Origin of the sequence: Nostoc sp. KVJ20 (assembly GCF_001712795.1) — a bacterium.
Classification (GTDB): Bacteria; Cyanobacteriota; Cyanobacteriia; order Cyanobacteriales; family Nostocaceae; genus Nostoc.
In genome coordinates this window covers 22302-37314 of sequence record NZ_KV757604.1, presented here as the reverse complement: position 1 = coordinate 37314, position 15013 = coordinate 22302, and the positions used below count along the sequence as shown (strand labels likewise).

Here is a 15013-nt window from a genome sequence, read left to right as displayed (position 1 = left end):
CCCATCCCCGTGAGGGGCGATGCGATCGTAAAGTGGTTTCGTTTTTTACTGGCAACAAAAATATTAAACGTTTCCATCCCCTTTCGGGGCGATGTGATCGTAAAGGTTCCTTTTAATTATCATTTAATCTTTCTTAAGGTTGGTTTCCATCCCCTTTCGGGGCGATGTGATCGTAAAGAGGGTGGAGGAAAATTTTTATAGGTTTGATATTATTTGTGTTTCCATCCCCTTTCGGGGCGATGTGATCGTAAAGAGTTCACTTCTGGAAGCCTTGTCAGAAGCGGGTTTCAGACCCCCTAATCGACACCACTTTTTTTAGTGTCAATAACTCCCGAATAATTGTCAATAACCGATGCATTTCACAGCTTGAAAGCCTTGCTGTGTAAGCAATCGACACCAGTCAACGAAGTTATGCGGTTTTCAAGATTCGGGCGAGTGGTGTCGATGAACGACATACGCTGCTTCCAAACTAAAACTTTTACGCCTTTTTTGTCAAATATATTACACGATTGTTACAAAAAACTAGGGAATTTGGGCGATCGCATTTCCACACCCAGAATTGACTTATACTGCCATTACGCAATCGGAATTGAAGAAGTATGCAGAAGTCAGAATTATTCTTCAATTTTGACAAAAGAATGATGAGAATTTTCTCATAGAAGTTTCATAAAAGACTCATGTAAGCTTGGGAAGCTTTTAATTAGTTCGGCATCCATTCACTGAATAACTTAGGGACATTTAACCATGAGACTGATGGTATATTCCCACGATGGCTTCGGTCTCGGTAATATTCGCAGAATGCTGGCAATATGCACCCACTTACTTGATTCGATTCCAGAACTTTCTATTCTGGTGATTTCTGGTTCGCCGATGCTGCACAGCTTTCGTCTCCCGAAAAGACTCGATTATATTAAACTACCCTGCTTAAATCGGGGAATGTCAGGTGAAATGTCTGTCAAGTATCTAGGGACAGAAATCGATGAAACAGTGAAATTCCGCTCAGAGTTAATTTTATCTGCGATCGCTAATTTTAAACCTGATATATTTCTAGTAGACAAAAAGCCTTATGGTATCCGTAATGAATTAAAAGCGGCTATCGAATATCTAAAAATAAAGTTGCCGGAAACTTCCCTAATTCTCCTGCTGCGCGACATTTTAGATCATCCAGATGTGACGATTCCAGAATGGCAAAAGCACGGTAACAATGAAGCAATACATAGATTTTACGATCGCGTGCTTGTCGTTGGCACTCCCGAAATTTTCGACATCTGCCAAGAATATCAACTACCGCCAATGGTTGCCCAGAAGGTACAGTTTTGTGGTTACATCCGCACAGAACTGGGGCGTAAAAGTCCAAATCTCATCCGCAGCGAGTTGCGATTAAGTCCAGAAGAACAACTTATTTTAGTTACGCCGGGTGGTGGCGAAGATGGTTATAGGTTAATTGACACATATTTATCGAGTTTGGTATTGTTGCCAGATTCCTATAAATTCCGAAGTTTAATTATATGTGGCCCAGAAATGCCTTTAGAACACCAAGCCTCACTGCAACAAAAAGCAGCAGCATATCCCCAAGTGCAAATAGGCGAATTTACCGATGATTTGATGAGTTACATCGCCGCCGCAGATGCGGTGGTAGCAATGGGAGGCTACAACACAACTTGCGAGATTCTCTCAGCGGGTAAGCCGGCTGTAGTAGTACCCAGAATTAAGCCATCACGAGAACAGTGCATCCGTGCAGAACACTTGTCAAAGTTGGGGATTTTGGCAGCGATTCATCCAAATGATCTGACTCCAGATATATTACTGCGATCGCTGTTACAACAACTCCAAACTCCGCAGATTTCTTTTCCCACAATTAATCTGGATGGATTGCCCAAAATTAGCCAATACATTTCTGCCTTACTTGCAAAAAAAAAGAGCGTGATTCCATTTTGTTACAAGTCCCCGGAACAGTTACCAGAATTAATGATGATTGCAAAACTTGGTTAACTAAAAATTAAAAAACCCCTAAATCACTTTTTATTTTACTTTGTTTGTTTTATGCAAACTCTTGAAGAAAAATTCAGGAGTCAGAATCAAGACGCGAACTCGAATACTCGCCAACAAGGAATTACCATTAAATATTTGACAATCCAAAATCTAAAATCTAAAATCTAAAATTATTTAAATAGGTGAAAGGATTATGAAACGTATTATGTTCTACTGCCAACATATTTTAGGTATGGGGCATCTAGTTCGCAGCCGAGAAATTGTGCGCGGTTTAACCCAAGACTTCCAAATTTGTTTTATTAATGGCGGTGAAATAATTCAAGGATTTGAAATTCCTGCTGGTGTCGAAGTCATCAACCTACCTGCAATTAAAACTGACGCAGAATTTACAGAACTGCAAGTAGTAGATGATGGCTTGAATCTCACAGAAGTGAAGGAAATTAGAAAAAATCGACTTTTGGAAATATTTGACCAATTCCATCCTGATATTTTAATAGTTGAGTTATTCCCTTTTGGGAGAAGACGCTTCTCTTTTGAATTAATTCCCTTATTAGAAAGAGCAAAATTAAATGGAAACTCAACGAAAGTCGTTTCTAGTTTGCGAGATATTGTAGTTGCTAAACCAGAGAAACAGGCAAAGCACGAAGAAAAAGTATGTAACTTAATCAACAAATATTTTGATATGTTGCTGGTTCACGGCGACCCAGAATTAGTTCCACTAGAAGAAACATTTTCTAGAGTTGATGACCTCAAATGTGAAGTATATTACACCGGATATGTCGTACAAGAACCACCAACAAATCCTGCGCTTACTGATGAAGATCGAGAAATTATTAAATCAGATAAACCCCTGATTTTAGTCAGCGTAGGCGGTGGGAGATTTGGTCATGAATTACTTGAATGTGTAGTGAACACAGCCCCTTTCTTAGAGAAATCATTGCCGCACAATATTCAGGTTTTTACCGGGCCATTTATCCCCGATGCCAAATTTAAGGAACTGCAAGCAATGGCAAAATTTAGCAAGAATATCCACATTCGACGCTATACTCCTTACTTGCTAAATTACATGAAAAAAGCAGACCTTTCGATAAATATGTCTGGCTATAACACCACAATGAATGTTCTAACTACAGGTGTACGAGCCATGATTCTTCCCTTTACAGGCAACCAGGATCGAGAACAAACTATTAGAGCCGAAAAGTTAAGTAATTTAGGAATTGTCAAGTTTATCAATCCTAATGATTTGAAACCAGATTACTTAGCTATTAATATTATTCATTACCTGAAAGAGAAACCTAATAAAATTAGCTTTGATTCTAATGGAGTTGAAAAAACTGCAACTGTTTTAAAAGCTCTAGCATTTAAGCAACAAGTTGCATGAGAAGGAGGCAGGAGTCAGGAGTCAGGAGTCAGAATTCAGGAGTCAGAATTCAGGAGTTAGAATTCAGGAGTCAGAATTCTGTTTGATAAATTCACAGAAAGCTTGAATCATGAATAAAACAAAAATTTGTATTACTACACTCGAATATCCACCCGATATTGGCGGAGTTGGCGAATCAGTGCATCGGATTGCCAAGATGCTAAGTGATAGCGGCTATGAAGTTCATATTGCAGTTTTTCGCTCTAAACAACGGCTAGTTTCTGATGGAAGTCGCAGACGCGCAAGTTGCACATCAATGCTTCAAGATGGTGTGTTTGTACATCGCATTAAGTCAGCCGTTCGTACTCAAACAACAGAAATCCAAGATTTTTTTAGTGATGTTTATTTTCAACTCAAATGTCTACATCAAAAGCATAACTTTGATTTGTTTCACGCCTTCTTTCTAAATGAAGCAGGTTATGTAACGACGCTTTTAGCTAGAGAAAATGATGTTCCGGTAATCAATAGTGTTCGCGGTAGCGACTTGCACAAACATATTTTTAATCCTAAGAATCATGCTCAGATAGCATGGATTTTAGAGAATTCTGATTGGGTGACATTTGTCAGCCGTGACTTGCTCAAAAGAGCTAGTGTTATTACTCCTAGTGTAAAGTTAAAATCATCAGCTTTCTGGAATTCCATCGCACCTATCGACTTTGAGCAATTCCCCACCCCGTCTTTAGTTAAGGAATTACCAGGTATTGTTATCGGTTCATCGGGAAGATTCCGAGATAAGAAGGGGATTGAATTTCTCCTTGATGCCTGTGCCGAGTTGGGTAAAGAGTTAGATTTGACACTATTATTAATAGGTGATTTTGTTGATAAAGAACAAGAATATTGGCAGCAACAAATCCAGCAAAGTGAAATTGGTCATCGCCTCCGCATCACTGGAATTACCAGTCGCCAAGAGGCTTTGGCTTATTTACCACATTTAGATATTTTTGCGATTCCCTCGCTGAATGAGGGTTGTCCCAATGCCCTGTTGGAAGCAATGCTAGCGAGTCGAGCAATAATTGGTACTCGTGTAGATGCGATCGCAGAAATCATAGAAGATGGTGTAGACGGTTTACTTATCAACCCCGGCAGTACAGAGGAATTAATTGCTGCAATCCGATATCTGGCAACTCAACCAGAACTGCGGCAAAAGTTGGGTGCAAAAGCCAAGACAAAAGTAACTCAACAGCTTGCCCCATCAGTAGAATATCAAAACTGGATGAATGTTTACGAACGAGTCTTAGGGATATCTGATGCAGCTTTGTTAGGCGAAATATCTTTCGTGTAGTCCCTTCCTAACAATGATCTGCAACTTTGTTGCATTGACTTGCACCTTTGAGGCTTTGATTCTTGCTCCCCTTCCCTTGTCGGCGTACATACAAGTCGAATTACCCCCCTTAATCCCCCCTTGTAAAGGGGGGAAACCGGAAAATCTTGTTCCCTCCCGTTTGCGAGGCAAAGTTTTTACCCCCGATTTAATAGAACTTTGTGGGAAAGGGGAAACTGGAAAATCTTGTTCCCTCCCCTTTGCAAGGCAAGGTTTTTACCCCCGATTTAATAGAACTTTGTGGGAAACTGGAAAATCTTGTTCCCTCCCCTTTGCGAGGCAAGGTTTTTACCCCCGATTTAATAGAAGTTTGTGGGAAACCGGAAAATCTTGTTCCCTCCCCTTTACAAGGGGAGGGTTAGGGTGGGGTAAACGGCGTACAGTATGCAGAAACTCTAGATTTTAACTATGAACAAACCGCAAATCACTATAATTGTTTCCCAGCGTGAGCGATTCAGCTACACCCGCGAATCGTTAGAAAGCATTTACGAACATACTCAACTACCTTTCTCCCTAGTTTATATAGATGGCAATTCACCTCGGCACATCCAGCACTACCTCCAAGAACAATCCCAAACAAAAGGATTCCAATTAATCCGCACAGAACACTATCTTTCACCTAACCAAGCCCGCAACTTGGGTTTACAACAAGTTAATAGCGAGTATTTAGTATTTGTTGACAACGATGTAATTGTCAGTCCAGGCTGGCTCAACTCCTTACTTGAATGCGCTAAAGAAACAAACGCAACTGTAGTCTGTCCGCTAACTTGCATTGGCCAGCCTTTGGGGGAAACAGTACATTTGGCAGGTGGTGAAGCTCATATTGTTCTAGAGATACAGGAGACTGGAGTCAAGCGACGAGTGCATGAAAAACATTACTTTGTAAATCGGAAAGTTGCTGAGGTGCAGGATCAACTTCATCGTACACAATGCGAGTTTGCCGAGTTTCACTGTATGTTAGTTCGCACCGAGATTTTTGGGCAAATCGGGCTGTTAGATGAGGGATTCCTGAGTACGCGAGAACACATCGATTTTTGTCTAAAAGTAGCTGAGGCAGGAGGTACATTTTACTGTGAACCGGCTTCGGTAGTTACTTATGTACCAGGACTAAAGTTTGAATTGTCAGAACTAGCATTCTTTATGTTGCGCTGGAGTAATGCTTGGGAAATTGCCAGTTTAGAACACTTTTGTGCAAAGTGGAATTTGACAATGAATGACAAGTATTTTAAGAAGCGCTATAAGCGGATGGGGCATCGTCGCCATCAAGGATTTTTGAAGCCGTTGTTAAGCCGTCTCACCTTTGGGCAAAATCCCCTGTGGCTGGAGAAAATAGCGATCGCTCTTGAAAGAAAATTAAATCACTACATTAGCGATCGCTATTTTCGTAATTCGTAATTCGTAATTCGTAATTCGTAATTTTTGAAAGTCAGTTTTAGTATGGGTTTTGGAGAATTGGTTGGTATGATATGGCGCATCGAGATCCTAAAAGTCTAAGGGCTGCGTTACCAGGAATTGTAAGGATTTTGCAACGGTTTTCGCCCCAGTTGAGCAAACAAAAGGCGCTGCTAATCGTGTCTTTTGTGGCACTGATGGCTGAGATTTTCTTGCACCTGCTGGAACCCTGGCCGCTAAAGTTCATTTTTGATTACATCCTTGTAGCTGGCTTTGGGCCTCAGTCTTTGGGTATTCCCCTACTTTCAGGACTTAGCTCGTTTGCCCTATTAACAGGTTTGACGTTAGGGTTAGTTGCGATCGCTTTACTTCGCGCTACTGCTGCTTACTTCAGTGTGGTGGGCATGGCGCTGGCAGCTAGTAATGTATTAACTGAGATTCGTTCTGACCTTTACAGTCATCTCCAAAATCTATCTTTATCATTTCACCACAAAGCTAAAACCGGCGATTTAATTACTCGCGTTACCTCCGATATTGAACGACTGCGGGAGGTGACGGTGATGGCAGTATTACCCCTAATTGCCCATTCCCTCACCTTAGTGGGGATGATTTGTGTCATGTTCTGGCTACATTGGGAACTAGCGCTGATTGCCGTCGCCGTGTTTCCCTTATTTATTTTCTTCACCACGCGCTTGACAAAACGCATTCGGCAAGTAGTGCGATCGCAACGTCAACGGGAAGGTGCAATGGCAGCAACGGCGGCGGAATCCATCGGCGCAATCAAAGTTGTTCAAGCCCTCTCTCTGCAAAATATGCTGGAGAGTACTTTTTCCGGTCATAATCGCCAAAGCTTAAAGGAAAGTGCCAAGGCGCAAAAACTCGCAGCCGGTTTAGAACGCATGGTGGAACTACTAGTAGGCATTGCCACTGCCTTGGTGTTATGGCGGGGTGTGCAGCTAGTATTGGCAAAGGTAATCACACCAGGGGATTTGCTCGTATTTGTCAACTATCTCAGGATTGCTTTTAAGCCGATGCGGCAACTTGCCAAATACACCGGGCAAATCGCTAAAGCTACCGCTTCCGGCGAGCGCATCTTGGATGTGCTGGATACAGTACCCGAAATCCGCGATTCGCGGGGAGCAGTGGATGCACCGCCTTTGTTGGGAGGCCTGCGTTTTGAAAATGTCACCTTTGCCTACGAACCGACCAAAAGAATTTTACACAACATCAACTTTGAAGTGCAACCTGGTCAACACGTTGCTTTAGTGGGGCCGTCTGGTGGCGGAAAATCCACCTTAGTAAGTTTGCTGTTGCGACTTTATGACCCATTAGAAGGGCGAATATTAGTTGATGGTCACGACCTGCGCGAATACAAGGTGCAATCTATCCGTCAACAAATTAGTGTGGTATTACAAGAGAGCTTTTTATTTGCTGCAAGTATCAAAGATAATATTGCCTACGGTTTTTTAGGGGCTTCAGACCAAGCAATTGAACAAGCTGCGCGTCTGGCAAATGCCCACGATTTTATCATGGCGCTACCCGAAGGCTACGAGACTATTTTGGGTGAAAGAGGGGCGACACTTTCGGGAGGACAACGGCAAAGAATTTCCATTGCTCGTGCTGCTATTCGTCAAGCTGCGATTGTAATTTTGGATGAGCCGACCACTGGCTTAGACAACGAAAACGAACACGCTGTCAATGAAGCACTCGATCGCTTGACTCAGAAATGCACCACTTTTGTAGTTTCTCATAATCTTAGAGCCGTTGAACAAGCCGATTTAATTCTCTACATCGAAGACGGACAGATTTTAGAGCAAGGTACACACAAAGAATTGTTGCGCTTAGGTGAACATTACAGCGCAATGTATGCATTGAAATCTGCGGTAAATTCTCAGGAGGATGATGTATATGCAGTTGAAAAATGATTGGGGACTGAGAGACAAGGAAAATCCCCAATCCAAAATCCAAAATCTAAAATCCAAAATTGACTCAACCCGCGTAATTTTAGTGCGTCACGGTCAGAGTACTTACAATGCCCAAAAGCGTTATCAAGGAAGTTGCGATGATTCAGTGTTGACTGAAAAGGGACGCAGCGATGCTTACCAAACTGGTGTTGCTCTGAGAGGAACGGAATTAGATGCAATTTATACAAGTCCTCTCCGGCGAGTCCAGGAAACTACAGTTGAAATTCTCGAAGGGATGGAAGTAGAAGAGAAAAAGAGAATCTTCACATCTTCCCATCTCAAAGAAATCGATATCCCCAAATGGCAAGGGCTGACATACAAATACGTACAAGAACACTTTGCGGCAGATTATCACTGCTGGAACGAGCGACCCCATGAGTTTCAGATGGCAGAACCGCAGCCAGAAATGCGATTAAGAAAAGGTGGCGTAGCAGTTGCCACATCTGTGCAGCAATGCTTCCCGGTACTAGATTTGTACGATCGCGCCCAGCAATTCTGGCAGGAAATTTTACCGCGCCATGTTGGTAAGACTATTTTAATTGTCAGCCACAGTGGCACAATTCGGTCATTAATTAGTACTGCGATCGCGATGAAATCTGAGCAATACCATGTCCTCCAGCAATCAAACTGCGGTATTAACATCCTGAATTTTCCTACACCTGGTGAACAGCAAGGGAAACTGGAGGCAATGAATATTACCACCCATTTAAGTGAAGTCATCCCCAAGCTGAAAAACGGCAAACAAGGTCTGCGTCTACTTCTAGTACCAGTCACAGGTACAGCGCCACATTTAATTCATCAACTAGCTGAACGCCTTCAGACAGTACCAATAGATTTCAGTCTTAGCAGTGATTTGGATAGTTCTCAACAAAACGCCGAACAACTGCTTAAATATCATCCAAAAACCGTGCAACTTCAAGTACTGCGCCAAGATTTTCCCGCCATCTGGCAGCAAAACCTGTTATCTAAACGCGCCGTAGTGCCATCAAATGAAATAGATTTAAGCCGTCCCACAACCGGATTAGTAGTTGCTTGTCCCTCCATCATCGAAAATATGCTGACTCACCTCTTGGACACTTCACTACAGTGTTTGCAACTAATCCCCGACACTCTGAGCGTTGTTTACTATCCTCTAAAAAGCCCTTTCCCTGTATTGCAAGCTATGAATATTACTTAATTTGTCATTGATCATTGGTCATTTGTCATTGATCATTGGTCATTTGTCATTGGTCATTTGTCATTGGTCATTTGTCATTGGTCATTGGTCATTAGTTAAAAAGCTTAACGTTCAGGTTAAAAGGCTCAACTTCGAGGTTCTGAACTCAAAATTTTGAAAATTTTAAAAGAACAAGTCAAGATTTTGTTTGAAAGAAGTGGAAGCGATCGCTAATAACCAGCCAACTTGGCATATAGGACTCATATTTGATTTCTGAAAAAACTCAGTACAACTAAGAAGCCTTCTTGACTGTTGCCTGCTGCCTATTGCCTATTGCCTATTGCCTGTCTACGCAAATCCGTTCATAAATCAAAGCGGATTCCTATACCATTTACAAAATGATTTTCAGTTGCAAGTTCGACAAACTATTTGGTACTCCAAATATTTGCCAACATTTTCAGATGCACTGGCTTTAGTGCGGCGATTTTTGTGGGCTAGCACTTTTTCAATGTCCCATGAATCCTTTGAGATGGTATAGCAGGAGGCAGAAGGCAGGAGGCAGGAGGCAGGAGGTAAAAGTATTACTATTCCTAGCCTTGGGGTTTTCAAAATGTCCTAACCTATGTGGCTACGGCTATAAAAGTACCCCGCCCTTTGTTTGAACGTTTGCGGGACATTGCCGTTTATGCCGCGTAATTAGATAAAGCCGAGCTTAGTTAATTAAGTAATAATACTATAGCAGCTATGATATTTTTAGCATAGTTTTGTAATGGCTTGCGTAGTTTTTGATTACTAAGTTCTCAAATTAACTTTTCTATTTTCACTCAATAAAAAGAGGTTCCAATTACCGATTGAATTGAGGTATAGAAGCGTATGTTTAAGCATTCGCTTCCTGTTTAGTACTGTTTTCATTTATTCATAATCTTTGAGTTGCTAAATTTTACTTACTAACAAAAATCATCGTGTAAATCCAAGAAAAAACAACTTCTAAATACCAAAACAATTTTATTGAGGAATTACAAATGCCAAATCAAAATATTGTCTTTATCGATCAAGCAGTTATCAACTATGAAAGCTTGATTGCTGGCATCCAACCAGATACTAGTGTAGTAATCCTTGACTCAAATCAAGATGGAGTAGAACAAATCACTCAAGCTTTGCATGGTGGGAACTACCAATCAGTTCAAATTATTTCCCACGGCAGTAGCGGAAGTTTGCAATTAGGGGCAACCTTACTCAATGTCAACAATTTGAACTCCTACACCAATCAATTGCAGCAGTGGAGAAATTATTTAACTGAGGATGCCGACATTCTGCTCTATGGTTGCAATGTGGCATCTTTTGATCAAACTTTTGTGCAACATTTGAGCGAAATCACAGGCGCAGATGTGGCTGCCTCTAATGACATTACAGGGAATTCCGAATTGGGGGGTGACTGGGATTTAGAAGTCAAGGTTGGCGAAATTGAGTCAGATTTAGCCTTGACACCAGAGACAATGAAGGCTTACCGCTCAATTTTACCCTTATCGTTTGCAACTGCCAGCAACTTTGGCGTTGGAACCAATCCCTCTTCTGTGACAGTGGGTGACTTCGACGAAGATGGTAACCTTGACTTAGCTGTGGCTAACTTTGACTCCAACAACGTTTCAGTGCTGTTAGGCAATGGCAGTGGTGGTTTTGAGGCTGCTGCCAACTTTGGCGTCGGAAACAGTCCTAATTCCGTGACAGTGGGAGATTTCAACAAAGATGGTAACCTTGATTTAGCCACAGCTAACTCTAGCTCCAACAGCGTTTCACTGCTTTTAGGCAATGGCAGTGGTAGTTTTGGGGTTGCCAGCAACTTTAACGTGGAAAGCTCTCCCCGTTATTTGGCAGTAGAAGACTTCAACAAAGACGGCAACTCTGACTTAGTGGTAGCTAACTTTGGCTCTAACAAAGTTTCAGTGTTATTGGGTAATGGTAGTGGTGGTTTTGATATTGCTATCACATTTAACGCATCAACCAGTCCCATTTCCTTGACAGTTGGAGACTTTAACAAAGATGGTAACCTTGACTTAGCCACAGCTAATTATGGCTCCAACAACATTTCAGTTGTGTTGGGTAATGGCAATGGTAGCTTTGGGGCTGCCACCAATTTTGACGTGGGAAGCACTCCCAATTCCGTGGTAGTGGGAGACTTCAACAAAGATGGTAACCTTGACTTAGCCACAGCTAATTATGGCTCCAACAACGTTTCAGTTCTGTTGGGCAATGGTAGTGGTAGCTTTGGGACTGCCAGCAATTTTAGCGTGGGAGACAATCCCATTTCCTTGATAGTGGGTGACTTCGACAAAGACAGCAAATCTGATTTAGCTGTGACTAACTATTTATCCAACAACATTTCAGTGCTGTTGGGCAATGGGGCTGGTAGCTTTGGAACTGCCAGCAATTTTGGCGTGGGAAGCACTCCCAATTCCGTAGCAGCAGGGGACTTTGACAAAGACAACGACTTGGACTTAGTAGTGGCTAACTCAAGCTCCAATAACGTTTCAGTGCTAGACAATACTACTGTACCCCCAAAAGTTGACTTTGGTGCTGCTATCTACAACACTACAGAAGGTAGTACTGCTACTGAGGTAACTATTGCCGTTACTTTAGACGCTATTCCCAACATTGATGTCACAGTTCCCATTGTTATCAACAACAGTAGCACCGCTACTAGTGGCAACGATTACACATTTTCACCCGCTAGTCTTACTTTTAGTGCTGGGGCAGCAGGTTCAAATTTAACCAAACTAGTAACTTTCACCATTCAACCAGACGATTTACCTGAAAATGCCGAAACGGTTGTACTCAATTTCGGCACACTGACGGGGGCTATTCCAGGAACAATCACTGAAACTACTCTGAATATTGCTGCTAACGATTCCATTGAATACGCAATTTCCACCACCACCCCACCTTTAACTGAAGGTAATAGCGGTACTCAATCTGCTACCTTTACCATCACCCGCAGTGGTGGTATTGGCGTGGCGAGTACGGTAGATTATGCCTTGAGTGGTACAGCAATTTTAGAGAGTGACTATAACAATATTCAAGTTACAAATGGAGGAACTGCTTCATCGGGGACTTTAAACTTTGGAGTTGGGGAAACAACAAAGACAATTACACTCGATGTTTTGGGTGACTATACAGTTGAACTTGATGAAAACATTATTGTTACTCTAAGTAATCCTAATCTCACATCTGCGCCTGCAAGTTCCACAATTACCACCAGTTCAGTTCAAGTAGACATCATTAATGATGATTTCTCTAAACCAACACTCATCAACGAAATTCTGTTTGACCCTCCAAGTACAGATAACCCGAAAGAATATATCGAACTGCGTGGCACTTTCGCTGCGACTCTAGCAGCTGGAACTTATTTAGTTGGCATTGAGGGTGATTCTGGTACTAATCCTGGTAATGTTCAAGATATTTTTGATTTGTCTGGTAAGCAGTTTGGTACTACTGGGTTGCTAGTTCTTCTGCAAAAAGGCAGTACTTATGTAGCCAAGCCTGGTGCAAATGTAATAACTAATACCGGGAGTGGAGCCGGATGGGGCAACGGAACCTCAAGTTCAATCGGTCACACTGGTGGAACAACCGACATCGAAAGTGGGTCTGTTAGCTTTTTTCTGATTCAAACTAATACTGCACCTACCTTAAGCAATGATATTGACTTGGATAACGATGGTATTGCTGATGGTGATACTTACTCAAATTGGACTGTGTTGGATTCCGTTTCCGTTTTAGATGGGGGAACCACAGACAAAGCATACGGCTCGATTGTATTTAAAAAAGGTTCTGGTGGTTCAGTTCCAACGAATGCCACAGTTGTTAACACCTCATTTACAGCCGGATATGTAGGGCGTTCAGGTGACACTATCGGTTCAACAGCCTCGGATTGGGTAGCAAGTCTAGTTACTGGCACAGCGCCCAATTTCACATTAGGTACTGCTGCTAACACATCACCTGCAAGCTTTGCCAGTCAAGCGTTAAATCACATTGGGGATACTAATTTTGCTCCTACGGCTAATGTAGATTACGCCATTTCACCTGCTAGTCAAACTGTGACTGAAGGTAATAGTGGTAGCAAAACGGTGACTTTCACTGTTACTCGTAGTGGTGATACTGGCGTTGCTACTAGCGTAAATTATGTTCTGGATGGCACGGCAACTTTTAACAGTGATTACAAAAGTATTAAGGTTGCAGGTGTCACAGGTAGTTCATCTGGGATTATAAAATTCGCCGCCGGGGAAACAACAAAGGCTATCACATTAAACGTTGTAGGCGATAAGGTCACTGAGGCTGACGAAACCATTAATCTTAACCTGAGTTATCCTAACCAAACAGTTGCGATCGCACCAGCTACAATCACCATAATTAATGATGACACCCAACCCACCATCTCCATCGCAGATAAAAGCGGCAAGGAAGATAGTGGCAATCTTGTTTTTACCGTTAAACTCTCCAGTGCCAGCAGTGACGTAATTACAGTTGATTACAACACTAGTAATGATACTGCGATCGCTGGCGTTGATTACACCCCACTCACAGGAACCATCACTTTCAACCCTGGAATTACCACTCAAACAATCACGATACCGATTCTCGATGATTTCATTGACGAATCAACTGAGCAGTTTTTTGTCAATCTCACCAACCCCACCAATGCCAGTATTGGCGATAATCAAGCTCTTGGTAAGATTACTAACGACGATACGGCAGGTTTTAGCATCTCTCCTGCCATCGGACTAGTAACTACCGAAGCTGGTGGTACTGCTAACTTCAATATCCAACTCACTAGCCAACCCACTGCTGATGTCGCCTTCAATTTGAGTAGTTCCAAGGTGAATGAAGGTACTGTTTCAGTTTCTAGCGTGACATTTACCGCAGCTAACTGGAATACGCCCCAAATCATCACCGTTACAGGTATTGATGATGGTGTTGCAGATGACAATATTGCTTACCAAATCATTACTAGCGCAGCAGTTAGTGGTGATGCCAATTATAACAATCTCAACCCTATCGATATTGATGTCGTCAACATTAAAAATGGCAATCAAATTAATAGCATTATCACTGGTACATCCAAAGCTGATAACCCGTTGCAGGGAACTAGCTCAGACGATCTGATTTTTGGCTTTGCTGGTAATGATGTAATTGTTGGTGGAGAAGGAAACGATCAACTTTACGGCGGTTTGGGTGCTGATAATCTTACAGGAAGTGCAGGTAATGATATTTTTGTCCTTGCCAAAGGCGAAGGTAGAGATACTATCAAAGACTTCAACATTAGTGAAGATTTGATTGCCTTATCAGGTGGTTTGCTCTACTCAGGTTTGTCTATTACTCAAAGCGGCAACGATACCTTAATTAAGGTTACTGCCAATAACGAAAGTCTTGCTTTGTTAACTGGAATTACGGCATCAACTTTAAACACTAGCAATTTCATTACTTACTAGTACAGCCAGACACCAATACAGCAACTTTAGCCGATTGAGCTAAATCAATCGGCTTTATCAATTTTTTATATTAAGAAAATTACATAATTAGCTTTTAAAAATTTTAACTGTAGGAATTTGACTGCTAAAAAGTTTATCCTACAAGACGTTGACTAATTTAGATATGGAAATTAAAAGTATTTTAGTTTATCACTAAACTCTAAAATTTAATTTTCAAGATATTTGAGCGATCGCAGTAATAATACAGTAGAAAATATAGTATTTTTAGCGTATTTTTGTACTTAC

At 41.8% G+C, this 15013-nt stretch carries 8 protein-coding genes; all 8 read left to right on the top strand.

All coding sequences use genetic code 11. The features are described 5' to 3' along the window. Window positions 1-201, top strand: a 201-nt coding sequence (locus tag A4S05_RS42580) for a hypothetical protein (protein ID WP_218107946.1), incomplete at its 5' end; no start/stop codon positions are given. A gap of 543 nt (window positions 202-744) precedes the next feature. Further along, on the top strand, window positions 745-1992 hold the full coding sequence (locus A4S05_RS12655) for a glycosyltransferase family protein (protein WP_176726993.1): 1248 nt from the start codon (window positions 745-747) through the stop codon (window positions 1990-1992). A 193-nt stretch (window positions 1993-2185) separates the two neighbouring features. After that, window positions 2186-3373, top strand: coding sequence for a glycosyltransferase family protein (locus A4S05_RS12650; RefSeq protein WP_069070180.1), 1188 nt, complete (start codon window positions 2186-2188; stop codon window positions 3371-3373). A gap of 109 nt (window positions 3374-3482) precedes the next feature. Next, entirely contained in the window at window positions 3483-4694 is a 1212-nt protein-coding gene (locus tag A4S05_RS12645) for a glycosyltransferase (RefSeq protein WP_069070179.1), read from the top strand. Window positions 4695-5141: 447 nt separating this feature from the next. Further along, the gene (locus A4S05_RS12635; protein ID WP_069070177.1) at window positions 5142-6128 is read left to right on the top strand and encodes a glycosyltransferase family 2 protein; all 987 of its coding nucleotides are present in this window, start codon (window positions 5142-5144) and stop codon (window positions 6126-6128) included. Window positions 6129-6199: 71 nt separating this feature from the next. Further along, window positions 6200-8050: an ABC transporter ATP-binding protein gene (locus tag A4S05_RS12630; protein ID WP_069070176.1), complete on the top strand. Its 1851-nt coding sequence runs from the start codon at window positions 6200-6202 to the stop codon at window positions 8048-8050. Beyond that, window positions 8034-9266, top strand: coding sequence for a histidine phosphatase family protein (locus tag A4S05_RS12625; RefSeq protein WP_256090955.1), 1233 nt, complete (start codon window positions 8034-8036; stop codon window positions 9264-9266). The genes A4S05_RS12630 and A4S05_RS12625 overlap by 17 nt, the downstream gene beginning before the upstream one ends. Before the next feature lie 1001 nt (window positions 9267-10267). Then, window positions 10268-14728, top strand: a complete 4461-nt coding sequence (locus A4S05_RS12620; protein ID WP_069070174.1) for a DUF4347 domain-containing protein — start codon at window positions 10268-10270, stop codon at window positions 14726-14728. The last annotated feature ends 285 nt before the right edge of the window (window positions 14729-15013 follow it).

Coding starts and splice junctions, on each gene's coding strand:
- A4S05_RS12650 (WP_069070180.1), top strand. CDS start 2,186: ATGAAACGTATTATGTTCTACTGCCAACATATTTTAGGTATGGGGCAT.
- A4S05_RS12635 (WP_069070177.1), top strand. CDS start 5,142: ATGAACAAACCGCAAATCACTATAATTGTTTCCCAGCGTGAGCGATTC.
- A4S05_RS12655 (WP_176726993.1), top strand. CDS start 745: ATGAGACTGATGGTATATTCCCACGATGGCTTCGGTCTCGGTAATATT.
- A4S05_RS12620 (WP_069070174.1), top strand. CDS start 10,268: ATGCCAAATCAAAATATTGTCTTTATCGATCAAGCAGTTATCAACTAT.
- A4S05_RS12625 (WP_256090955.1), top strand. CDS start 8,034: ATGCAGTTGAAAAATGATTGGGGACTGAGAGACAAGGAAAATCCCCAA.
- A4S05_RS12630 (WP_069070176.1), top strand. CDS start 6,200: ATGGCGCATCGAGATCCTAAAAGTCTAAGGGCTGCGTTACCAGGAATT.
- A4S05_RS12645 (WP_069070179.1), top strand. CDS start 3,483: ATGAATAAAACAAAAATTTGTATTACTACACTCGAATATCCACCCGAT.